General features: G+C 65.6%; 18 protein-coding genes. 8 read left to right on the forward strand and 10 right to left on the reverse strand.

Annotated features, from left to right (window positions below; genetic code table 11):
- Positions 1-234: 234 nt before the first annotated feature.
- The 3 genes from cobN (at position 235) to ABDB81_RS25390 (ending at position 5,728) form a co-directional block, all read left to right on the forward strand.
- On the forward strand, positions 235-4,029 hold the full coding sequence (gene cobN, locus ABDB81_RS25380) for a cobaltochelatase subunit CobN (protein WP_346813917.1): 3,795 nt from the start codon (positions 235-237) through the stop codon (positions 4,027-4,029).
- Positions 4,026-5,060 carry an ATP-binding protein gene (locus ABDB81_RS25385; RefSeq protein ID WP_346813918.1) on the forward strand — a complete coding sequence of 345 codons (1,035 nt, stop codon included), beginning with the start codon at positions 4,026-4,028 and terminating at the stop codon, positions 5,058-5,060. Before cobN ends, ABDB81_RS25385 begins: the two co-directional genes overlap by 4 nt.
- 98 nt (positions 5,061-5,158) lie before the next feature.
- Positions 5,159-5,728, forward strand: coding sequence for a VWA domain-containing protein (locus ABDB81_RS25390; protein ID WP_346813919.1), 570 nt, complete (start codon positions 5,159-5,161; stop codon positions 5,726-5,728).
- 13 nt (positions 5,729-5,741) lie between these two features.
- Here the strand turns inward: ABDB81_RS25390 and ABDB81_RS25395 are convergent, their stop codons facing one another.
- Together ABDB81_RS25395 and ABDB81_RS25400 are read right to left on the reverse strand one after the other, a co-directional pair.
- Positions 5,742-6,713, reverse strand: coding sequence for a tripartite tricarboxylate transporter substrate binding protein (locus ABDB81_RS25395; protein ID WP_346813920.1), 972 nt, complete (start codon positions 6,711-6,713; stop codon positions 5,742-5,744).
- Positions 6,714-6,756: 43 nt separating this feature from the next.
- Positions 6,757-8,250: an acyl-CoA synthetase gene (locus ABDB81_RS25400; protein ID WP_346813921.1), complete on the reverse strand. Its 1,494-nt coding sequence runs from the start codon at positions 8,248-8,250 to the stop codon at positions 6,757-6,759.
- Positions 8,251-8,383: 133 nt separating this feature from the next.
- On the opposite strand from ABDB81_RS25400, the gene ABDB81_RS25405 reads away from it, so the two are divergent.
- Complete coding sequence (locus ABDB81_RS25405; protein ID WP_160474004.1) at positions 8,384-9,304, forward strand: LysR family transcriptional regulator; 921 nt, start codon at positions 8,384-8,386, stop codon at positions 9,302-9,304.
- Between the two features lie 92 nt (positions 9,305-9,396).
- On the opposite strand, the gene ABDB81_RS25410 is transcribed toward ABDB81_RS25405, so the two are convergent.
- Positions 9,397-9,696 carry a hypothetical protein gene (locus ABDB81_RS25410; protein WP_346813922.1) on the reverse strand — a complete coding sequence of 100 codons (300 nt, stop codon included), beginning with the start codon at positions 9,694-9,696 and terminating at the stop codon, positions 9,397-9,399.
- Between the two features lie 346 nt (positions 9,697-10,042).
- Between ABDB81_RS25410 and ABDB81_RS25415 the strand changes: the two genes are divergently transcribed.
- Positions 10,043-11,116: a methyl-accepting chemotaxis protein gene (locus tag ABDB81_RS25415; RefSeq protein WP_346813952.1), complete on the forward strand. Its 1,074-nt coding sequence runs from the start codon at positions 10,043-10,045 to the stop codon at positions 11,114-11,116.
- 27 nt (positions 11,117-11,143) lie between these two features.
- Here the strand turns inward: ABDB81_RS25415 and ABDB81_RS25420 are convergent, their stop codons facing one another.
- Positions 11,144-12,019, reverse strand: coding sequence for an alpha/beta hydrolase (locus ABDB81_RS25420; RefSeq protein WP_137925426.1), 876 nt, complete (start codon positions 12,017-12,019; stop codon positions 11,144-11,146).
- 464 nt (positions 12,020-12,483) lie between these two features.
- Here ABDB81_RS25420 and ABDB81_RS25425 point away from each other — a divergent pair, with 464 nt between their 5' ends.
- Together ABDB81_RS25425 and ABDB81_RS25430 are read left to right on the forward strand one after the other, a co-directional pair.
- On the forward strand, positions 12,484-13,365 hold the full coding sequence (locus ABDB81_RS25425) for a hypothetical protein (protein WP_346813923.1): 882 nt from the start codon (positions 12,484-12,486) through the stop codon (positions 13,363-13,365).
- A gap of 277 nt (positions 13,366-13,642) precedes the next feature.
- Positions 13,643-14,263, forward strand: coding sequence for a TetR/AcrR family transcriptional regulator (locus tag ABDB81_RS25430; RefSeq protein WP_137925424.1), 621 nt, complete (start codon positions 13,643-13,645; stop codon positions 14,261-14,263).
- Between the two features lie 58 nt (positions 14,264-14,321).
- Here ABDB81_RS25430 and ABDB81_RS25435 read toward each other — a convergent pair whose 3' ends face one another.
- From ABDB81_RS25435 to ABDB81_RS25455, 5 genes are all read right to left on the reverse strand, one after another.
- Positions 14,322-15,080, reverse strand: coding sequence for an alpha/beta hydrolase (locus ABDB81_RS25435; protein WP_346813924.1), 759 nt, complete (start codon positions 15,078-15,080; stop codon positions 14,322-14,324).
- A gap of 15 nt (positions 15,081-15,095) precedes the next feature.
- Entirely contained in the window at positions 15,096-16,124 is a 1,029-nt protein-coding gene (locus tag ABDB81_RS25440) for a M14 family zinc carboxypeptidase (RefSeq protein ID WP_346813925.1), read from the reverse strand.
- A 61-nt stretch (positions 16,125-16,185) separates the two neighbouring features.
- Positions 16,186-17,109, reverse strand: coding sequence for a LysR substrate-binding domain-containing protein (locus tag ABDB81_RS25445; RefSeq protein WP_137925421.1), 924 nt, complete (start codon positions 17,107-17,109; stop codon positions 16,186-16,188).
- A gap of 240 nt (positions 17,110-17,349) precedes the next feature.
- Complete coding sequence (locus tag ABDB81_RS25450) at positions 17,350-19,491, reverse strand: phospholipase C, phosphocholine-specific (RefSeq protein WP_137925420.1); 2,142 nt, start codon at positions 19,489-19,491, stop codon at positions 17,350-17,352.
- 79 nt (positions 19,492-19,570) lie between these two features.
- Positions 19,571-19,744 carry a hypothetical protein gene (locus tag ABDB81_RS25455; protein WP_171020411.1) on the reverse strand — a complete coding sequence of 58 codons (174 nt, stop codon included), beginning with the start codon at positions 19,742-19,744 and terminating at the stop codon, positions 19,571-19,573.
- Positions 19,745-20,225: 481 nt separating this feature from the next.
- Between ABDB81_RS25455 and ABDB81_RS25460 the strand changes: the two genes are divergently transcribed.
- Positions 20,226-20,711, forward strand: a complete 486-nt coding sequence (locus ABDB81_RS25460) for a hypothetical protein (protein WP_137925419.1) — start codon at positions 20,226-20,228, stop codon at positions 20,709-20,711.
- Between the two features lie 16 nt (positions 20,712-20,727).
- Here the strand turns inward: ABDB81_RS25460 and ABDB81_RS25465 are convergent, their stop codons facing one another.
- Positions 20,728-21,876, reverse strand: a complete 1,149-nt coding sequence (locus ABDB81_RS25465) for a DSD1 family PLP-dependent enzyme (protein WP_346813926.1) — start codon at positions 21,874-21,876, stop codon at positions 20,728-20,730.
- Positions 21,877-21,914: the final 38 nt, after the last annotated feature.

Consider the following 21,914-nt stretch of genomic DNA (forward strand, 5'->3'; position numbering starts at 1 on the left):
AACGACATGTTATGCCCTACACACAAAATTCCTGACAGGCCCACCGCATGCCCTCTCCCCCAACCCCTCTCCCACTACATGGGAGAGGGGAGCAAACCGGCAGGGCGGGCAAGGCCCCCCAAATAGACAGCCACCGCCAACCCCCGTATCCTGATCGCCTTCACAAATTCACCCGCCCCAGCCATGCAGACGTCCAGCATTCCAGCCACGATCGTTACGGGCGTTCGCTGACCCATGCATCTGCTGTCCACCCGGCCAGGCGGCTTCGTCGAGGACGATTCGATCGTCTTGCGCATCGAGCAGACGCCGGGCGATATCGTCGTCCTGAGTGCCGCTGACACCACGCTGTCGCTGCTGGCTGCTGCCGTGCCGCAACTCGGCGCAGACTATCCGAGTGTGCGACTGGCCAACCAGATGTACCTGCGCCAGCCGGCCTCGCTCGATCTCTATATCGACGAAGTTCTGCAGCATGCGCGTGTAGTGGTGGTGGATCACCTCGGCGGCGAGAGCGACTGGGCCTACGGGCTGGAACGCCTGCCGGAACTCGCTCGCGCCCGTGGGCAACTGCTGGTGATGTTCTCGGGCGATCTTGCCGAGGACGATAACCTCGCGCGGCGTGGCAATGCCCCGGCGGAACTCTCGCATCAGCTCTGGCGCTATTTGCGCGAAGGTGGCCCTGGCAACGCGGAACAGTTCTTCCGCCACCTCGCCGGTCATGCCTATCCAGAACAGTTCACCGCACCCGCGCTACCCCCGCAAGTCCTGCCGCAAGCCGCGCTCTATCACCGCGACCATGGCGTGGCGACCGTGCAGGACTGGCAGCACGAATGGTCTGCACGCGGACTCGATGGTGCGCCGGTCGTGGCACTGCTGTTTTATCGCTCGCATCTGCAAGCCGGTAACACCGCCGTGTTCGATGCCGTGGCTGAGGCGTTGCTCGATGCTGGCCTCTGTCCGCTGCCGCTGGCCGTCAGTTCGCTGAAAGAGCCGCTGTGCCGCGAGGTGCTCCAGCGCCTGTGCGACGAACATTCGGTAGCGCTCGTCCTCAACACCACGGCCTTCGCCACGGCCTCGCTCGACAATGCGAGCGATAGCGATGTACCGCTCGCCAACGATGCTCCGGTGCTGCAGGTCATCCTGAGCGGCGGCAATCGCGAGGACTGGCTGGCCGATAGCCAGGGCCTAGGCACGCGCGATGTGGCGATGCATGTGGCGCTGCCCGAGGTCGATGGCCGCATCATCACGCGCGCCATCAGCTTCAAGGGGCTGGCGTGGCGCTGCCCGCATACACAGGTCGATGTCGTGCGCTATCAGCCCGATGCGGAGCGCGTGCGATTCGTGGTGGAGCTTGCGCATCGCTGGTGTCGCTTGCGCACGTTGCAGAACGATGAAAAGCGCGTGGCGCTGATCCTCGCCAACTATCCCGCCAGCGAAGGGCGCATCGGCAACGGGGTAGGGCTCGATACGCCGGCGTCGGTCGTGCGCATCCTGCAAACGCTCGATGCCGAAGGCTACACACTGGGTCCGCTTCCCGCCGATGGCGACGCATTGATGCGCGGCCTCACCCGTGGCGTCACCAACGATCTCGATCAGCATGCATGGCGGCCCGCGTTCCAGAGCCTGTCGATGGAGGACTATCGCGCATGGCTGGCCGAATTGCCCGAGGCCAATCGCGACGCCATCGCCGCGCGCTGGGGCGCGCCTGAAGCAGACCCCATGATGCGCGACGGTCGCTTCATGATCGCGGGCGTGCGCACGGGCAACGTCTTCGTCGGCATCCAGCCCGCGCGTGCGTATGGCGTGGACGATTACGCGAGCTATCACGATGCGGAACTCGTGCCGCCGCATGGCTACCTCGCGTTCTACTTCTGGCTGCGCCGCGTGTTCGCCATCGATGCGGTGGTACATGTAGGCAAGCACGGCAATCTCGAATGGCTGCCGGGCAAGAGCGTGGCGCTGTCCGACAGTTGCTGGCCCGATGCGATCCTTGGACCCACGCCGCATCTCTATCCGTTCATCGTCAATGACCCCGGCGAGGGCGCGCAGGCCAAGCGCCGTGCGCAGGCCGTGATCATCGATCACCTGATGCCGCCGCTGACGCGCGCCGAAAACTACGGTCCGCTGCAAGATCTGGAACGTCAGGTTGACGAGTACTACGAAGCACTGAGCATAGATCCGCGTCGCGCGAAACTGCTGCGTCGCGAGATCCTGCAATCCATCGTCAGCCAGCAACTGCACCGCGAGCTGGGCCTCGATGTCCCGGCCAGCAACGATGACGAAGACGCGCTGCTCAATCGCACCGACGCGTGGCTCTGCGAACTCAAGGAGTCGCAGATTCGCGATGGGCTGCACGTATTCGGCCAATCGCCAGAAGGACGGCAGCGTCGTGACACGCTGGCGGCATTGGCACGCTTCCCGGCAGGCGATGGTGCCGACGGCCGCGCGAGCCTGCTGACGGCGCTGGCTGCAGACCTGTCGCTCGGTTTCGATCCGCTCGATGCAGACTGGGCCGCACCGTGGACCGGTCTGCGTCCGGAAGTGCTGTCGAATATCGACGCGGGCCCATGGCGCCATCATGGCGATACACGCGAGCGTCTTGAACTGCTGGCGCTGCATATGCTCGATGAAGACATCAGCACCGTGACAACGTCGATGCCGCAGACATCCGCCGTCGTCGCGCGATTGCGCAGCGATGTTGCGCCACGTCTCGACGCATGCGGCACGCAGGAACTCGCGCAACTCGCCAACGGACTGGAAGGCCGGTTTGTGCCACCGGGACCCAGCGGCGCACCTTCGCGCGGACGTCCCGATGTGCTGCCCACAGGCCGCAACTTCTACTCGGTCGATACGCGTGCCGTGCCCACGCGTACGGCATGGACGCTCGGGCTGCGCTCGGCCAGCCAGTTGATCGAACGGCATCTGCAGGAGCACGGCGAATATCCGCGCGCCGTGGGGCTGTCGGTCTGGGGTACGGCGACGATGCGCACGGGCGGCGACGACATCGCGCAGGCCATGGCGCTGCTCGGCGTGCGGCCGAAGTGGGCACATGGCAGCCATCGCGTGGTCGATTTCGAGATCCTGCCGATGACCGTGTTCGACCGTCCGCGCGTGGATGTGACGCTGCGCGTCTCGGGCTTTTTCCGCGATGCCTTCGCCAATCTTGTGTCGCTGTTCGATGCCGCCGTGCGTGCCGTGGCCGCGCTCGATGAACCCGAAGACGTCAATCCGATCCGCGCACGCGTGCTGGCCGAACAGCAGGCGCTGATGGCGCAGGGTGTCTCGTCCGATGCCGCAAAGGATCGCGCAAGCTGGCGCGTGTTCGGCGCGCGGCCTGGGGACTATGGCACGGGCCTGCAGGCGCTGATCGATGGTCGCCGCTGGCAGACCGATGCGGACCTCGCCGATGCTTACCTGCACGCGGGCGGCTTCGCCTACGGGCAGCGGCTCGATGGCGTGGCGGCGCACGAAACCTTCGCGTCGCGGCTGGCCGGCATCGACGCCGTGGTGCAGAACCAGGACAACCGCGAGCACGACATCCTCGACGCCAACGACTACTACCAGTTCCAGGGTGGTATGGTCGCGGCGGTGCGCCATCTCGGCGGCGCGCAGCCGGCGATCTATCACGGCGATCACGCCAATCCTGCCGCGCCGCGCGTGCGCACCTTGAACGAAGAAATCGCGCGCGTGATCCGCACACGCGTGGTGAATCCGAAATGGATAGACGGCGTGCGTCGGCATGGTTACAAGGGTGCGTTCGAGATGGCCGCAACCGTGGATTACCTGTTCGGCTACGACGCCACCGCGCGCGTGGTGGGCGATCACCAGTACGCGCTCGTGGCCGATGCTTATGTGCACGACGCTACCAATCGCGACTTCCTCGCCCAGCACAATCCGCGCGCACTGCAAGGCATCTGCGAACGCCTGCTGGAAGCGATGGACCGTGGCCTCTGGCAGGAACCGGGCGACCAGCGGGATCGCATCGAACACCATCTACTCGACAACGAACAGCGTCTGGAAGGACAGCCATGACAAGCCAGGCCCTGCGCCCGATTTTTCCGTTCAGTGCCCTGGTCGGGCAGGACGCGCTGCAACAGGCGCTGCTGCTGGCGGCCATCGATCCCGGCATCGGCGGCGTGCTGGTGACTGGCCCGCGTGGCACCGCCAAATCCACGGCGGCGCGTGCGCTGGCCGGACTACTGCCGCACGGCCACTTCGTGACGCTGCCGCTCGGTGCCAGCGAGGAACAACTGACGGGCACGCTCGATCTGTCGCACGTATTGCAGCAGGGCGAGGTGCGCTTCCAGCCGGGGCTGCTGGCACGCGCGCACGATGGCGTGCTCTACGTCGACGAAGTGAACCTGCTGCCCGATCCGCTGGTCGACCAGTTGCTCGACGCCGCATCCAGCGGCGTGAACGTGGTAGAGCGTGACGGGGTATCGCACGAGCATCCTGCGCGCTTCGTGCTGGTGGGCACGATGAATCCGGAAGAGGGCGAGCTGCGGCCGCAGTTGCTCGATCGCTTCGGCTTGGCGCTGTCGCTGGGCAACTACGCGGACCCCGCCGCGCGTCAGGCCATCGTGCGTGCGCGGCTGGCGTTCGATGCGGACCCGGAAGCGTTCTGCGCCGCCGTGGCGCCGCGCCAGCGTGAACTGGCGACGCGTGTGGTCAGTGCGCGTGCATCGCTCGACGCGTTGACGTTCAGTGATGCCGTGCACGATCGCGTCAGTGCGCTCTGTCTGGCCGCTGCCGTGGATGGCGTGCGTGCTGACCTCGTCATGCTACGCGCCGCGCGTGCGCTGGCTGCGTGGCAGGGCGCCAGCGCCATCGACGCAGGACATGTCGATGCCGTGGCCGAACTGGTGCTCCATCATCGCCGTCATGCCGGCTCGCCAGCGACACAGCCTGCGCAGGACAACGCGCAGGCCGCACCGCCGCCATCGTCCCAATCGCCATCGTCAACAGACCCGTGGGGTGCACTGCCGCCGCCCCAGCCAAGTGCGATTGCCGATGTGAAACCGCTGAAGCCATTCGCCGGAGACCGCACCGCAAAAAAAGCCTGAGCCACCGGGCGCCCGGACCCGAGCGGTCCGGTGGCAATCGGTGGCAGGCGGCGCGTCCGGTATCGGCACGGCAAGCCACGCATGGTGCGGCACCGGGCGTGCGTGTGCATTGGCCGCGCACGCTGGCCGCGCGCCGCAACGCCGTGCTGACGCCCGCGCACTTGCGCTACCGTCGCACGGACCCGCGTGCGGGTGTGCTGCATTGCGTGGTGCTCGATTGTTCCGGTTCGATGGTCCATGGCGAACCCATGGCGCTGGCCAAAGGCGTGCTGGTGCGATTGCTGGAACGTGCCTATCAGTCGCGCGCCGATGTGGCGCTGGTCTGCTTTGCCGCAGGGCACGCCGAGGTGCGGCTGGCGCCGTCACGCGCGCAGCGCTGGAATGAAGACTGGATTCGGCCGATCAGTGGGGGAGGGGGCACGCCACTGACGCTGGGCCTTGTCCGCGCCGATCAGTTGCTGGCGCGCCAGGCCCGGGAGCGTCCCGCGCAGCAGCGCTGGCTATGGCTGCTGACCGATGGACGCAGCGCGGAGACACCGCCGCGTCCCGCATGGGCCGATCACGTCATGGTCGTGGATGTCGAGCGCAACGCCGTACCGCTGGGCCGCTGCCTGCAACTGGCGAGCGCGTGGGATGCGGACTACCGCACCGCCGAGGCGCTCGCCTGATGCATCCATCGCATCAATCGAGGCTGATGTTGTTGGCGCGGATGACCTTGCCCCAGCTCTCACGGTCGGCGCTGACGTAGCGGTCGATCTCGGCCTGCGAACGGGGCTGCTGCACGATCAGTCCAAGCGCGTTGAACGTATTGCGGAACGCCGTCTCGGTCAGCACGCGCGATGCGGCAGCCTGCAGTTTCGCGATGGCTTCCGGCGGCGTCTGGGCCGGTACGGACAGCCCGAACCACGTGGCGGCATGGAAGTTCGGATAGCCGCTCTCCGCCATGGTCGGCACGTTGGGCAGCACTTCCAGACGCGAGCGCGCCGTCACTGCCAGCGCCTTGAGTTTGCCGGCCTTGATATGGGGCAGCGAGGTGCTGACCACATCGACCATCATCTGCGTATCGTTGGCCAGCAGCGCCGACAACGCCGGCGCGCTGCCGTTGTACGGCACGTGTGTCATCTCCATGCCAAGCTCGCTCTTGAGCATCTCCGAGGCCAGTTGCAGCGGATTGCCGAGTCCTACCGAGGAATAGTTGAGCTTGCCGCCCGCCGCCTTGGCGTAGGCGGCAAAGTCCTTGATCGTGTTGGCTGGCACCTGATTGTTGGTGACCACGACGAGCGGCACTTCGATGCCCACCAGGATGACCTTGAAGTCCTTCGGGTCGTAGCCGGTCTTCTTGTAGAGCATCGGGTTCAGCACCATGCTCGCGCTGCTGCCCATCAGGATGGTGTACCCATCGGCCTGCGCACGCGCCACGCTTTGCGTGCCGACCATCGTATTGGCGCCGGGGCGGTTTTCCACCACCACGGGCTGCTTCAGCTCGCGCGCCATGCCCTCGGCCATTGCACGGCCGAACTGGTCGGTCGAGCCGCCCGGCGTGTACGGCACCACAAGCTTGATCGGACGATCGGGATACGCGGCAAAGGCCGATGAAGCGAAGGTTGCGAGGCCGAGCGTTGCGGCGGCGATGAGTGCGGTCCTGCGTTGCATGTTGTCTCCTGTCTTTCTTGTGCGTTGTTGTTTGATCGATGACTCAGACGCGACGCTGGCGTCCCGCCCAGTGCTGGTCGCGCAGCCGGCGCTTGGCGAGCTTGCCGGTCTCGTCGCGCGGCAGTTGCGCAACGATCTCGATCGTGCGCGGCACCTTGAAGCCCGAGAGCCGTCCGCGCAGCCATTCGACGACGGCTTCCGGTTCCAGCGTGGTGTCTGCCACCGGCTGCACCACGCCGTGCAGTCGCTCGCCATATTCGTCGTCGGGCACGCCGAAGACCACGCAATCTGCCACGCCTGGGTAGCGCACCAGTTCGTGCTCGATCTCGGCCGGATAGATGTTCACGCCGCCGGAGATCACCATGTCCGACGCGCGGTCGCAGATGAACAGGTAGCCGTCCGCGTCGAGATAGCCCATGTCACCGAGCGTGACGCGGCCGTCGATATCGATGGCCTGCCGTGCGGCATCGTTGTTCAGGTACGTGAAATCGGGATACGCAGGCTGTCGGACGTAGATCAGGCCCACTTCGCCGGCGGCGCAAGGGCGGCCAGCCTCGTCGATGATGCGAATGCTGCCTTCGTCCACGGCACGCCCGGCCGTACCGGGCCGCGTAGCGGCGTCATGCGGCGTGGCCACCGTAATCATGCCGGCCTCGCTCGATGCATAGGTTTCGTGGATGACCGGGCCGAACCAGTCGAGCATCGCGCGCTTGACCTCGGGCGAGCAGGGCGATCCGGTGGATGCGACAAACCGGATCGACGACAGGTCGTAGCGCGCACGCACCTCGGGCGCCAGCTTGAGCAGCCGCACGTACATGATCGGGACGAGGTAGAGCACGTCGATACGATGCTTCTCCACGAGCGCCAGCACCTGCTCGGCATCGAAGCGCGGGGCGAGCACCAGCCGCTCGGCCATCTGCAGCGCGTTCTGCACGAACACGCTCGGCGCGCTGTGATACAGCGGGGCCGACATCAGCGCGCGGCATCCGGGAACGATGCCGATGGCCTGGCTGACCAGCGAGCGCAGCCGCGTCTGCTGATCGTCCAGTTGGTCGAGCGGAACCGGCTGGCGCAGCACGCCCTTGGGCCGCCCCGTGGTGCCGGAGGTATAGGCCAGATGGCCGCGCGGTGCCACGCGCGGGCCGTCGTACGGTGCCTGCGCAGCGAGCCAGGGTTCGTATTCGATGGCATCGTCATTGATACCGTCGACGGTCAGCACGACTACACCGGCAGGCACCACGGCCAGCACGGCGGGCAGCAGGTCTGCCTGGGTGATCAGCACGCGCGCGTTGCTGTCTTCCAGCAGATAGCGCACTTCCTCCGCCGTGAAGTGCCAGTTGATCGGGCAGTAATAGGTGCCGGCCGTGCGGCACGCAAACACCACATCGGCGAACACCGGATGGTTGCGCAGCAGCACCGCCACCACGTCACCCGACTCCAGCCCAAGCCGCCTGAGACCGCCCGCCAGCCGGTTGCCGCGATCCACGACCTCCGCGCCGGGGCGATGCAACGATTCGAACCAGAGGTCTGCAGGCATACGGTGTCTCCCAGTTATTCGACATCTTTATCCAGTGGCACAACACTGTAGCCACGCTCTTCATCATCGACAATCCTGTCTTGCCGCAGCACAATGTTGCGTAATACTTGACATTGCTTTTCAGAACATTCGCATGGACCTCAATCTCGTTCAGGCATTCGTGGATATCGTGGAGTCGGGCAACCTGGCCGAGGCAGGGCGCCGACGCGGCGTGACGCGGTCGCAGATCAGCCGGCAACTCGGGCAACTGGAGGAGCAGGCGGGGACCATGCTGCTGCGCCGAACCACGCGTCGGCTGGAAATGACAGATGCGGGGCAGTCGCTCTACGAACATGGCTTGCGCATCCTGCAGGAGATCGCAGCCGCGCAGGCGGAGATCGACAGCCTGGGCAAGACGCTGCGCGGCCATGTGCGCATCAGCGTGCCAACCGGACTGGGCGATGCATTCATCGCGCCGATGCTGCTGCGTTTTGCCGAACTGCACCCCGGTATCTCGCTGCGCGTGTTCTTTGCGAACCGCGTCACTGACCTGATTGCTGCGGAGATCGACGTGGCGCTGAAGGTGACGTCGCTGCCACCACTCGATACCGTGGCGCGCGACGTCTGCGCGATCCGCTGGCAGCTCTGCGCCTCACCCGATTACCTGAAGCGCGTCGCGCCACTGAGGAAGCCATCGGACCTGACCGAATGCCGCTTCCTGTGCCCGCCCTATACGTCGCGCCGCTTCCTGCTGACGCTGGGTCGCGACACCGACTGCGGCCCGGAACGGCAAGACGTGGAAATCACCCCGTACCTGCAGTCCGAACACTTCCCATTCCTGATGAACGCCGTACGACAAGGGCACGGCGTCAGCCTGCTACCGCTCTACATGGGCTGGGACGATGTGCGACGCGGCACGCTCGTTCCCGTGCTGCCCGACTGGACACCGGAAGGACTGGGCAACCGCCTCTACATCATCACGACGCCCAATCCCCATCTGTCGATGGCGACGCGGGCGTTGATTGCGTTTCTGCGTGACGAGGTGTCGGGGTTGCCGGTGTTTGTGGGGGAGTAGGGGGCTAGAGGACGAGAACTTTTCCGAGAGTTGTCAGATTGGCGGCTTCCGGTAGCAGCCCCCACCTCCGTCTCTCACGCAGGACACCACCTTCATGGGCGCACGATCACTTGTGGGCTGATCACGATGGCCGGCTCAGGCGCCGGGTACACGGGAGCGGGAGCATAGTACGCACCGCGGTCCTTGCACTTTCGTTCTTCCTTGTACTCGCCATTGCCTTTCCATTTGCGTTCCACTTTGCACGGACCGTCCCAATATTCCTCCTTGTATTCGCCGCCTTTTCGCTTGCCATGACCATGGCCAGACTCGTCCTTCCATGGGTCGGCATGGGCGGTGATCGCCAAGATCGAGAGGACCGCGACGGCTGCGGCAGAAAGGAGGGTGCGTGGCATTGTGGCTATCTCAAAAATCGATTGTCGACTTCTACTCGTCAGATTCTATTCACTACTCACCTGCCGACGATGTGTGCAAGATGTAAGCGGGGTAACTTTCGCGTTGGGAAAGGCTATAAGTGCTTGCGTCTTCCTTATTTGGTGGTGATTCATCGAGAGCGAGGCGCAGACCCGGCCGGGATGGCCCCCCAACGGTGTTCCGCATGACCGCAGTCTGAGTGGCCTCCACCGGGCCACAACGCCCCTAAAGTTTCCCGGCCCTCCAACCGTTAGCCCATCGATAGCCCCGGACAACGCGGGGCAGGAACGAGGAGCGGAAGGCATCATGGCTTGGGACAACTTGAGTATGCGCACCCGCATGGGCGCGGCTTTCGGGGTGATCGTGGTGCTGGTGGGCGTCATGGCCACGCTGGCGCTGGGGCAGATCAACGATGCTGGCACGCGGGGCTGGATCTGGGGCATTGGCGCAGCGGTGCCGGTGCTGAGCCTGATTTTCTGGGTGCGGCTGGTGGGCGCGATCGAGGCGCCGCTCAAGGAGGCCGAGTTCATCGCCGAGACCGTGGCGGCTGGCGACCTGAGCAAGGATTTCGACACCGACCGGGGCGGCGACTTCGGCCGGCTGCTGGGCGGGCTGGGCGAGATGGAAGACATGCTGACCGAACTGGTCACGCGCATCAAGTCCGCCAGCGATGCGATTTCGTCCGCGTCGCAGCAGATTGCCGTGGGTAACACCGATCTCTCGCAACGCACCGAGGAACAGGCGGCCACATTGCAGGAAACCGCGTCGAGCATGGGCGAACTGACCGCGATGGTCAGGCAGAACACCGAGCGCGCACGCACGGCCAATGGGCTGGCGGATGCCGCGTCGGGTATCGCCGAGCGGGGCGGCACCATCGTCAGCGATGTGGTGCAGACCATGGACGCCATCAGCGTCAGTTCGCGCAAGGTCACCGACATCATCGCCGTGATCGAAGGCATCGCATTCCAGACCAATATTCTGGCGCTCAACGCCGCCGTGGAAGCGGCACGGGCGGGCGAGCAGGGGCGCGGCTTTGCCGTGGTAGCGGGCGAGGTGCGCACGCTGGCCCAGCGCAGCGCCGCGGCCGCCAAGGAAATCAACGTACTGATCAGCGACTCCGCGCAGCAGGTGGAAAGCGGCACGGCGCTGGTGGGACGAGCCGGGCAGACGATGGACGAGATCGTGCAGGCCGTGCGTCGCGTGACGCAGATCCTGGGCGAGATCGCTTCGGCGTCGGAACATCAGAGTGATGGCATCGAGCAGGTCAACGTGGCCGTGACGCAGATGGACGACGTGACGCAGCAGAACGCCGCACTGGTGGAGGAAGCCGCCGCCGCGTCGGCCGCGCTGGCCGACCAAGCCCAGGAACTCCAGCGGGTGGTGGGCGAGTTCAAGCTGTAAGGGTGGCTGTAAAGCCGAGCTTCACATTTACAGCTTGCCGCTCGAGAGATAGCGGGTCACCGGCGCCCAGAACGTCTTCATGAAAGCGGGCTCGATGGCCGCGTTGTGCGGCAACTGCTCGAACACCACCAGCCGGCTCGGGCCCGGAATCGCCCGGGCCATGTGCTGCATGTGGCGAAACGGAATGGTGGCGTCGAGCCGGCTGTGTACCAGCATCACCGGCAGCTTCACCTTGCGCACCCGGGCGATGTTGTTCCACGGATCGGGTAGCGCCCAGGCGATCCAGCGCGATACCAGCCCCGTGGCCACGGCAGCGGCGCGCGCCGACGAGAACCCGGCGCCCACGACCACGCCGTCCGGCTGTGGCTGCAGCGATGCCACGACATCCAGCAGCACCCCGCTGCCCAGCGAATACCCCATCACGTAGTGCCGACTGGCACCCGACGCCGCCTCGCGAAACTGCAGGTAGGCGGCAAGAGCGTCCTCGCGCAGTCGCCGTACGCTGGGCGTGCCGGTACTGCTGCCATAGCCGCTGTAATCGAATACGAATGAACTGATCCCGCCCGCATGGAGTAACGCCTGCACCGGCGCCCAGTCGGCCAGGCTTTCTTCATCACCATGAAAGACGGCCAGCGCCGGGGCGCCCGGCTGCGCAGCCGGCACCCACGACGCTTGCAGGGTCCTGTCGCCGCTGTGGAACGTGAACTGTCGGGAGACCACGCCGAGATCATCGGGTGTCAGCGTGCCAATGGGGCTGGGCATGAACGCCTCGCGTTCCACGGCGCGGTACAGCAGCAGTCGGCCGAAGGATGCGGCAGCCGCCAGTCCCGCCAGCCCGAATGCGCCTGCCACCCAGCGCCAGCCGGAGCGCTGCACGTCGGAGGGATCGAGCGAGGAGGGCATGGCGCGACGGTAGGCGGGGTCCGTATGTGATAACCGTAGCACTCGCCTGCGTAAAAGAAAGTTTGTGCTGGAGGTCGAACAAGCGAAAATTGGCGGAAAGGCTATGGAAAGCTTAGAAAAATCAACGGGTTACCGATGAAATAGGCAAACTCAATCCTCCCCATAGAAATCTTTTCTCGTAGTTCTACGAAATTCTCCTTGATTGTCTATCTATAGGTAGATAGTATTCACGCCATGGACAGCGACGCAGCGCTCCGGACCGAGACAGAAACGGTACGGAACCGAAGCAGAAAGGTCCACGCAACACCAGGCAGTGAAACCGGAGGCGGTCTTTTTTTTAGCCCTGGTCCTCTATCTAGCAGTAGATAGCAACGAGGACCAAAAGAAAGACCGCTCGATCTGCAGCACAGACCCGCCGCCCGATCCGCCCAATCCAGGATCGCCCGGCCCGCAAGGAGAGCATCATGAACGCCAAGACCATCATCACCGCCGCCGCCCTCGCCGCCGCTTTCGTTACGGGCGCTGCCCAGGCCGCACAACCCCGTGGCGAAGCCTACGGTTACAGCTACCGCGTCAACGATCAACGCAACGCCTTCACTGACGGTGCTCGCATCGGTAACCGCGACGCCTTCACGGACGGTGCCCGTATCGGAAACCGCGATGCTTTCACCGATGGTGCCCGCATCAGCAACCGCGACGGTCTGGTTGCCAGCTTGTCCAGCCGTGACGTGTACACCGATGGCGCCCGTGGCAATGCTCCGCGCAACCCGTTCGTGGACGGTGCCCGCGTCACCAACCGCGATGGCCTCGTAGCCAGCCTGTCGACCCGTGACGTGTACACCGAAGGCGCCCGTGGCAATGCTCCGCGCAACCCGTTCGATGACGGTGCCCGCGTCACCAACCGCGATGGCCTCGTAGCCAGCCTGTCGAACCGTGACGTGTACACCGAAGGCGCCCGTGGCAATGAACCGCGCAACCCGTTCGTTGACGGTGCCCGCGTCACCAACCGCGATGGCCTCGTAGCCAGCCTGTCGAACCGCGATGTGTACACCGAAGGCGCCCGTGGCAATGCTCCGCGCAACCCGTTCGTTGACGGTGCCCGCGTCACCAACCGCGATGGCCTCGTAGCCAGCCTGTCGAACCGCGATGTGTACACCGAAGGCGCCCGTGGCAATGCTCCGCGCAACCCGTTCGTCGATGGTGCGCGCGTCAGCAACCGCGATGGCCTGGTTGCCAGCCTCTCGAACCGCGACGTGTACACCGAAGGTGCCCGCATCAGCAACCGCGATGGCTTCAGCGACGGTGCCCGCTCGATCGACGTCTTCACCGACGGCGCACTGGTCTGAGGTACGGCCAAGGTTTCAAACGTCGTCATGATCTGACGATGACTCCGGCACAGACGGGCGTCCCAAAAGGGCGCACGTCTGTTTTTTTTGAGGCAGCACTAAGATGAAAACGTGGATCGGGCAGGATGCCCTAGTTCTGGGCGGCTGGCTGGCGCTGTGCGCCGTGAGTGGTGCAGCCATCACGCTGGCGGTGCAGGGTGTGCTGTGATCGGCGCCGGCATTGACTCCGGGAAATTCCCGGTTGAGTATCTATCTTCGTGTAGATAAAGTACCCACCATGAAAACGCAACCCGTCCGCGAGCAACTGCTCGAACACACACTGGTCCTGATCCGCAGCCGCGGCTTCAACGGCTTCAGTTATCGCGACTTGGCCGAACTCGTGGGGGTGAAGACCTCCAGCATCCACTATTACTTCCCTTCCAAGGACGACCTGGTCCTGGAGGCGGTGCAGGAATACAGCCGCAGGATCTCGGCGCGGCTGGCGGGCATCGACCAGAGCCTGCCCGTGCTGGAGCAGGCGCGCCAGTATCTGGATCCGCTGCGGCAGACCTGCGGCTCGGGCCAGATCTGCCTGGCCGGCATGCTGTCCACCGAAATCCTGAGCCTGCCGGAATCGGTGCATCACGTGCTCAAGGAGTTCTATCACATCAACGAGGCATGGCTGGCCCGACTGCTGGAGCGCGGCCAGAAGGAGCGCGAGACGCCGTACCCGGTGCCGCCCGCCATGCTGGCACAGGTGATCTACGGCTCGCTGCAGAGCGGCCTGATCGCAGCGCGGCTGTTCGGTACGCAAGAGCGTCTGGAAGCGGCAGCCGAGACGCTGCTTGGCGCCCTGTGCAACCACCGCGCGAAGGCGTTGCTGGAATCGCAGTCGCCAGTCACCTGCGGTTCGCTGTAAGTCACTCAGCCATACGCAGGAAGCAACCGCCGGACGGCCTCGGGTCTCCGGCGGTTTTTTATTGGCGTGGCAGGAACGCGCGGACGGTCTCGCAGAGCCATGCCGGATCGTCGTGCGGCAAATCGTGGCCGGTCCACGGATGCCGGGCGAACCGGACGTGCGGGGCCTGCCATGCCGCTGCCAATCGCGCCGAGCATCGCGGATCGACCAGCCGGTCCACGTCGGAAGCGACGATGAGCGTGGGGCAGGGCGGCGGCACGTCCTGCGCGCGGAAGCGCGCCGCCGCCAGTAGCTGGCGCCATGCGGCATCGCGTGTGACGGGGGCGCTTTCTCCAATCTCGACCCAGCGGGCAAGGTCGGCATCGCGCGTATCCAGCCGCTCGCAGGTCAGCCGGTGGATCGTGCGCTCGCACCGGACCCGGTCGTGCCAGTGACGTGCCATGCCGAGGATCGCAGCCCAGTTCTGTGGCCGCAGCCGCTGCGTGGGACGGCTGAACGGCCGCATGCTGGTATTGATCAGCACCAGGCTGGCGAGGTCTTCCGGGTGCGTTTGTGCCCAGTCCGTGGCGACCATCGCGCCCAGTGACATGGCCAGGATATGCCATGGCCCGCTTGTGCCGGAGGCGTGTGCCGCATCGCGTATCGCTTGGGCCATGCCGCGCACCGTGCCGGGCACCGGTTGCTGGCGGGCATCGCCATTGCCGGGCAGGTCGATCAGCAGCGGCTGGCCAAGCCCGTGCTGCACCCATCGTGCGGGCAGGTCACCCCAGTGACGCGATTCGCGGGTCAGGCCGCGCAGGAATATCCAACGTCCCATGGTGGATCGAAGGCGCTACGGTGCGGGCCTGCCGCGCCAGTGCGCGCGCGCCTGCGCCAGCAGTTGATTGCGATGGTCGCCGTGTGGCAGCCAGCGCTCGGGCGCCACGGCCACCCGGCCCAGAAAGTCGAACAGGCTCACATGGCGCCGTAGCACGCGCGCCGTGCGGTGCGCCTTGATCGGATTGAAGATGCCCGCCCGTGAAAACAGTTGCCGGGGATTCTTCTTGATCCAGAGCCACGAGCCCAGTTCCAGCGTCATCGGCAGGAACAGGCCACCGGGCGGCGTGCGGTCGTAGGCGTAGTCCCAGAGGTCGCCATGCAGCAGGTACTGGTGGCTCTGGGGCTCGAAGGCATAGCCGTGATGGGGGTGGGCCTGTTCGAACATCGTCTTCAGCAGGTACATCTCCGGGAAATGCGGCATCGGCGCGTGCGTGCGGGCATAGGGAAACCAGATGCTGTCACGCCAGCCGTAGCCGGAATGGCAATCGACCGCAAAGCTGAGCGGGCGCGGCAACAGTTCAGTCTCCACCACGCGCAGCAGCGCGCGGCTCTCGGCCTCCATCGGCGCGCCGGCGCGGCCACGATACCACGGCAGCCAGGCGCCAAGCCGCTGTCCACCGGCCAGGAATGGCACACGGTCGTCAGCGTTCTGGGGCGCGTTGCGCATCAGATCCACCCCGTTGGGATTGGCGCGCGTGGCTTCGTACATGCCGCCGGGATTGACGATCGGCATGAACACCAGCCGAACCGTTTCCAGTTGCCGGTGCAGCAGTTCGTCCCAACTGAGCCGGCACAGTAGCGCACGCATGTAGTCGAGCACCAGTTGCGTGCCGATGCGTTCCAGTCCGTGGATACCACCGAAGATGCCAATGGCCGGTGCATCGGGCGAGCGGGTGCCCAGGCTGGCTACGTGGACATCGAAGGTGTGGCCGCGGACATCCACCTGGCAGGCGGACTGGGTCTGGAACCATGGCGCGCCAAGCTCCAGCAGCGTGAGCAACTGGTCGTACTCGGGAAAGCTGGGGCGGCCCGGGTCGGTCATTGCATCGTCAGTGGGAGGTGTCTGGTGGAGGCGTGAGGGCGAAGGGGGGCGCGGACGGACGTCAATTCAATATAGGCGCTGGCGGCGGCACCTCGCCACGCAGGTCCGTGGGGCTGGCGACACTGCCGGGGGTAACCAGGCAGCCGAGTAGTGCGCTCAGCAGTCTGGTGTCGCGTCGACTGTTGAGGCAGTACAGGTATTCGTGGATGACTGGCGCATTGCTGGCGAACTGCACGACGGTGAGCGCCGGATCGCGCGGCACCTCGCCTACCGGCATCACGCTGGCGCCGAGGTTGTGGCGAATGGCTTCGCAGATCGCCTCGCGGCTGCCGATGACGGTGTGCGAGGGCAGGCTGGCCCCAGCGGCGAGCAGCGCGGACTCTGTGGCCTCGCGCGTCATCGAGCCCTGTTCGCGTACCAGCAGGTGGCATGTCGCCAGTTCGGCCACCTCCACGCGGGGCCGACGGGCGAGCGGATGCACGGGATGCACGACCAGCACCATCGGATCGGCGGCCAGCGTCACGCGGTGCAGGCGATCGTCGTCGAGCGCGTGCGAGGACACGGCGGCGTCGATGCGGTACTCGTACAACGCCTCGATCATCTGCCGCGAATTGCCAATCTCGATACTGATCTCGATGGCGGGATAGCGCTGCCGAAACGCGGCAACGCTGCGCAGGATGTAGTAGGGGCCGGTAGCACCGATCCGCAGGTTGCCCATGCGCAGGTTGCCGGCATTGCGCAGCAGGAAGTCCGCATTGCTCTCCTGCTGCAGGATCTGCTCGGCCAGCGGCATCAGCGCCACGCCCACATCGCTCAGGTCCACCCGGCCGGACCGGCGATGAAACAACTCCACGCCATAGAGCTCTTCAAGCTGGCGGATACGTCCGGTGACCGTGGGCTGGCTCAGGCGCAGTTGCCGCGCCGCCGTGGTGATGCTGCCCTGTCGTGCCACTTCGTAGAACGTAATGAGCAGATCGCCAAGCATTGAGCTTCCGGAAGAACAAGGTCAGCCGGCGACTGTAAGGCGGGAATGTGACAGGGGGAAGAAGGTGGGGTTGTGCGCGTGTTTGCTCCCCTCTCCCACGCAGTGGGAGAGGGGTTGGGGGAGAGGGCTGGAGGTTCTGCTTGCCGACCGCGTAGCAATTTGCACGGCTCGCCCTCTCCCCCGCCCCTCTCCCGCTCGCGGGAGAGGGGAGAAAACCATCAGCGGGAGAGATGCTGGGGCTTAAACCCCCATCGCCGGATCCGATGTCGTATGTACGCCGTTCTCCAACCGTCCGGCAAACCGGCGATTGAAACCGCCTTGCTGCGTGGTCACCGTGAAGTCATACCAGTTGGCCTGCGATTTCACCGGGTAGCCCTGGTCCAGGCTCTTGCCGGCCGGTACTTCGAACGACCAAGGCCCGTCGGTGCGGTAGGCGTTGGGCTTGACCGTGAACGTGCAGGTGGCGCTGCCGCGATTGATCAGCGTGAGCCAGACCTTCGGCTCGGGGCCATCGTCGTAGCAGACCTGGATCTCCGGTGCAGCACCGCCGCCGGCGGCCTTCTGTGCAGTCACGTCGCCCTGGAAGGCGCGGTGGTAGCCGTTGGGGCCGAGCACCCAGAGGTCGTAGCGGCCGTTATCGGCGCTGACGTCGATGCGGGCGTCGTGCGACACGCCGGCTTCGAGCGCGTAGCGGCGCGGGACATCGCTGAGGTTCAGACGGTCGTAGACGTGGAACACCGCGGCCTGCTTGCCGTCGTTCTTGAAACGCAGCAGGAAGGAGTTGGTGGCCGGCTCTTCCACGCCGCTGGTGTGCAGCGTGTAGGGCAGGGCGCGCGACGGACGCGTGCCCTTGGCCTGCACCGGCACCGACTGGGCGGCAACGGTCGGCACGGGAATCTGCGTCTTGGCGTCCTGCGCGGCGCGATCCGCGTCGGCCTTGGCCTTGTCGAACGAAACACCTACCGTGACATTGCCATTCGGATTGACGAAGTCGAAGGCCGAAGTCAGGTCGCCCATCACGGCGCGGCGATATGCGCTGATGTTGGTCTCGGCCACGCCGAAGCGCTGTTCCAGGAAACGCAGCACCGAGGTGTGATCGAACACCTGCGAGTTGACCCAGCCGCCACGGCTCCACGGCGACACCACGTACATCGGCACGCGTGGGCCGGGGCCGAACGGGGTCTTGTCCACGCTGTAGTACTCGGGGGAAGCATCCATCGACGTGTAGCCCACCGGCAGGCCCTTGCCATCGAGCGCCGGGGCGCACGGCGGGGGCAGGTGGTCGAAGAAGCCGTCGTTCTCGTCGAAGTTGATCAGCAGGACGGTGCGGCTCCAGATATCGGGGTTCGACGTCAGCGCGTCGATCACCTGCTGCGTGTACCACGCGCCCTGTACCGGGCTCGACGGTCCCGGGTGCTCGGAGTAGGTGGCCGGTGCCACGACCCACGAGACCTGCGGCAGCGTGCCGGCGGCCACGTCGTCGCGCAGCGCCTGCACGAAGCCGCCATCGGGCATGGTGTTGGAAATGCCCTTGTAGAGCGGGCTCACGGCTTCGTCGGCGGCGGTGTACGGCGGATAGGGCGCGCCATCGATGGCATTGCCCTTGGCCGCATTGGCCGCGCGATATTGCGCAAAGCCGGCCAGCGGGTTGTCCGTGTAGTTGTCCGGCATGTTCTGGTAGACCTTCCAGGTCACGCCGGCGGACTGCAGGCGCTCCGGATAGGTCGTCCAGGTGTAGTTGATGCCGGTGGCGTTCAGCGAGTCGCCGCTGTTGTCGATGACCGGGCCGCCGTTCCTGCCGAACGGATCATTGGTGCCGGTCCAGTGGAACAGCCGGTTGGTGTTGGTGCCGCCGTGGAAGCTGCAGTGGTACGCATCGCAGAGCGTGAAGGCGTTGGCGAGCGCGTACTGGAAGCCCAGTTCCTGCTCCGTGTAGTAACCCATCGACTGTGTTTTCTTCGATGTCGGCCAGGCGCTCATGCGGCCCAGATCCCAGGCGGCCTGCCCGTCGGGCTGGCTGTGCGGCGTGCCGCTGACGCGCTGGGCGTTGCCCAGGGTCTGGTCGAGGTGATACGGCAGCACCACGCGGTTGGTGTTGCCCGTGGCGTAGGTCTGTTCAAGGACGGTGCGGCCACCGGCGAGCGGAATCGGAAAGCGGTCGCTGAAGCCGCGCACGCCGTTCATGGTGCCGAAGTAGTGGTCGAAGGAGCGGTTTTCCTGCATCAGCACCACGACGTATTCCACGTCGCGGATCGACTTGGTGGCGTTGTTGGCCGGAATGGCCAGTGCGCGGCGGATGGCCGGCGGGAAGGCGGCAAGCGCGGCGGTGGCGGCGGCGCTGCCACCGGCCATTTTCAGGAAGTTACGGCGGCTGGAAGTCATGTTCTCGGTCTGCCCTGGAAGGTCTGAAGCGCTGTTCTGTAGCGGATTGGCGATGTCGGAAAGGGGGAGCGCCGGCGCCTCAGGGCGCGCACTTCACCCCTTGCGGCTTGGCCTCGGGCGTAGTGGTCGGGGCGGTAGTCGGCGTGCCGTTATCGTTGTCGCCGCCGCAGGCGGTCAGCACCGTGCATAGCAGCAGGGCAGCCAGCAGACCCAGTGGGCGGGCCGGTGCGAAGGTTCGGGTGGCTTCGGTCATTGTGGGTGTCTCTTGGGGGAGCATGGCGAGTTGCGATGCGGGACGCAGCGTAAGCCACCCGAAAGTCACAGCATGTGACATCCGCCCCAAGAATCCCGATGCCGGTATCGGTATTCTTTGTCACCCCTGGCAACATCCATGGCACTGTCCATGTTTCTTCAAGGCGCCCATTGCGATAATCGGGCAGGTGTGGCGTGGCGCACGTATCGAGCCATGTCGATGACGGCAAATGCTGCAATGCACCAGTCGCTGTGCTAAGGTTTTAGACGTCTCACTCAAAATACACACAATGATCGCGAAGCCAGCGCGGCAGCGGATTTACGAAGATCCGCGCCAGTGCTGGCTCGCAGGGCGATGGGAGCGGTTGCCAACCCCCATGTGCCATCTTTGTTGCGGTCGCAATGCGCCGTGACCTTTCTTGTAAGCGGGGCAATCCGCCACCACTCTTGGAGGCGGAAGGGACGTTTGCAGGAGCTGCACTATGAACAACGAAACTGGTTACGTCTGGCACTACACGGTCGGCACGCCGCTGGCGGCCATCGCGCGTTCGGGGCAATTGATTCCGGCCGCGGCCCGCGCGGAGGTTCCGCGCCTGGGCGAGCAGGAGATCCTGTGGTTTTCGCGCAACCAGCAATGGGACCCATCGGCCACCAAGGATGACGCGCTGGACCGCGCGCGGCACACGATGTCGCGCGCGGCGCTGCACGCGCGGTTCGGGCTGTACCGGTTCGGCCTGCCGGCCCAGGACATGCGCCTGCTGCCCTGGCCGACGGTGACCCGCGTGGCGGACATCGATGTGCCCGAGGCCATGACGATGGTAGCCAGCGGGCTGCGCTGCGGTGCCGCCCCGACCGACTGGCTCGGTACGCTGACCTCGATCCCGGTCGAGGATCTGCGCTTCGAAAGATGGACCGGCGCCGCGTGGACACCGGCGAACCTCGACGAACTGGCCGCTCAGCTGGCTTAGTGATCTAACGCGACATTCAGCGGCTCAGTCCGCGCGCCGAAATCGGCCAGATGCACGCCACGACACCATCCCGCACTCCCACGAGTTCGTCATAGAGATTCAGCGTCGGGTCGCAATGGCCCGGCACCAGCATCATGCGGCTGCCCAGCGGCGGCAGCGCGTCCACAGCACCTTCCTGCTTCGGCCTGACGATGCCATGCTCGTCGTTGGCCGCCACGTAGTCGAGCGAGTTTGACGGTGCATTCTTCTCCCAGATCCACGGCAGGCCCGAATCGACAGCCATCGATTTCAGGCCGGCATCCACGACGACGCGATCTCCTGCTGCCACGCTCATCACGGCCGTGGCGATGAACAGGCCGTGCTCGAAGCGCATCGTGCCGGTGTAGGCGTTGCTGCCGTAGTCGGCATCCATGAACACGTACGAACCGGGCTGGATCTCGGTATAGACGCCGCTGGACAGGTCGAATTCCACGCTGCCGCTGCCGCCGCCAGTGACCACGTCGCAGCGCACACCCGCCGCAGCCAGCCGCGCGACGGCGTTGCCGGTGCGGTCCGCGGCGCGTGCGGCGGCTTCGCGCCGCTCATCCCAGCCACGCAGATGCTGGATGCCGCCGTGGTACGCCTGCAGGCCGCGCAGCGTCAACTGCGAATGTGCGGCAATGCGTTCGACCAGCGGCAATGCCGCATCGCCATCGGCCACGCCGCAGCGGCCCTGGCCGACATCGACTTCCACGAAGATATCGAGCTGGCTGCCGGCAGCCTGCGTGGCGGCGGCGAGCGCGTCGATCTGGCGGAGATCGTCCACGCAGACGCTCAGGTGCGCATGGCGGGCCAGTTCGGCCAGCAGCGCGGCCTTGGCCGGGCCAGCCACTTCGTTGCTGATATGGATGTCGCGCACGCCGGCACGGACAAACGGTATCGCCTCGCTGACCTTCTGGCAGCAGATGCCCACGGCGCCGCGTGCAATCTGCGCCAGCGCGATATCGGGCGTCTTGTGGGCCTTGGCATGCGGGCGCAACTTCACGCCGGCTTTGTCGGCCGCCGCCTGCATGCGCTCGACATTGCGCTCGAAGACAGCGAGGTCGAGTACGAGGGAGGGAGTATCGATGGATTCGGCAGGTTGGCCGATACGCGCGGCGGGAGGCAGATCGAAGGCGAAGGACATGGCGAGGAGGGACACAGAGGGTTGGGGCGGAGTGCAGC

This window comes from Cupriavidus sp. DL-D2, assembly GCF_039710735.1.
GTDB lineage: Bacteria > Pseudomonadota > Gammaproteobacteria > Burkholderiales > Burkholderiaceae > Cupriavidus.

Coding starts and splice junctions, on each gene's coding strand:
- cobN (WP_346813917.1), top strand. CDS start 235: ATGCATCTGCTGTCCACCCGGCCAGGCGGCTTCGTCGAGGACGATTCG.
- ABDB81_RS25385 (WP_346813918.1), top strand. CDS start 4,026: ATGACAAGCCAGGCCCTGCGCCCGATTTTTCCGTTCAGTGCCCTGGTC.
- ABDB81_RS25395 (WP_346813920.1), bottom strand. CDS start 6,713: ATGCAACGCAGGACCGCACTCATCGCCGCCGCAACGCTCGGCCTCGCA.
- ABDB81_RS25400 (WP_346813921.1), bottom strand. CDS start 8,250: ATGCCTGCAGACCTCTGGTTCGAATCGTTGCATCGCCCCGGCGCGGAG.
- ABDB81_RS25405 (WP_160474004.1), top strand. CDS start 8,384: ATGGACCTCAATCTCGTTCAGGCATTCGTGGATATCGTGGAGTCGGGC.
- ABDB81_RS25410 (WP_346813922.1), bottom strand. CDS start 9,696: ATGCCACGCACCCTCCTTTCTGCCGCAGCCGTCGCGGTCCTCTCGATC.
- ABDB81_RS25415 (WP_346813952.1), top strand. CDS start 10,043: ATGCGCACCCGCATGGGCGCGGCTTTCGGGGTGATCGTGGTGCTGGTG.
- ABDB81_RS25420 (WP_137925426.1), bottom strand. CDS start 12,019: ATGCCCTCCTCGCTCGATCCCTCCGACGTGCAGCGCTCCGGCTGGCGC.
- ABDB81_RS25425 (WP_346813923.1), top strand. CDS start 12,484: ATGAACGCCAAGACCATCATCACCGCCGCCGCCCTCGCCGCCGCTTTC.
- ABDB81_RS25430 (WP_137925424.1), top strand. CDS start 13,643: ATGAAAACGCAACCCGTCCGCGAGCAACTGCTCGAACACACACTGGTC.
- ABDB81_RS25435 (WP_346813924.1), bottom strand. CDS start 15,080: ATGGGACGTTGGATATTCCTGCGCGGCCTGACCCGCGAATCGCGTCAC.
- ABDB81_RS25440 (WP_346813925.1), bottom strand. CDS start 16,124: ATGACCGACCCGGGCCGCCCCAGCTTTCCCGAGTACGACCAGTTGCTC.
- ABDB81_RS25445 (WP_137925421.1), bottom strand. CDS start 17,109: ATGCTTGGCGATCTGCTCATTACGTTCTACGAAGTGGCACGACAGGGC.
- ABDB81_RS25450 (WP_137925420.1), bottom strand. CDS start 19,491: ATGACTTCCAGCCGCCGTAACTTCCTGAAAATGGCCGGTGGCAGCGCC.
- ABDB81_RS25455 (WP_171020411.1), bottom strand. CDS start 19,744: ATGACCGAAGCCACCCGAACCTTCGCACCGGCCCGCCCACTGGGTCTG.
- ABDB81_RS25460 (WP_137925419.1), top strand. CDS start 20,226: ATGAACAACGAAACTGGTTACGTCTGGCACTACACGGTCGGCACGCCG.
- ABDB81_RS25465 (WP_346813926.1), bottom strand. CDS start 21,876: ATGTCCTTCGCCTTCGATCTGCCTCCCGCCGCGCGTATCGGCCAACCT.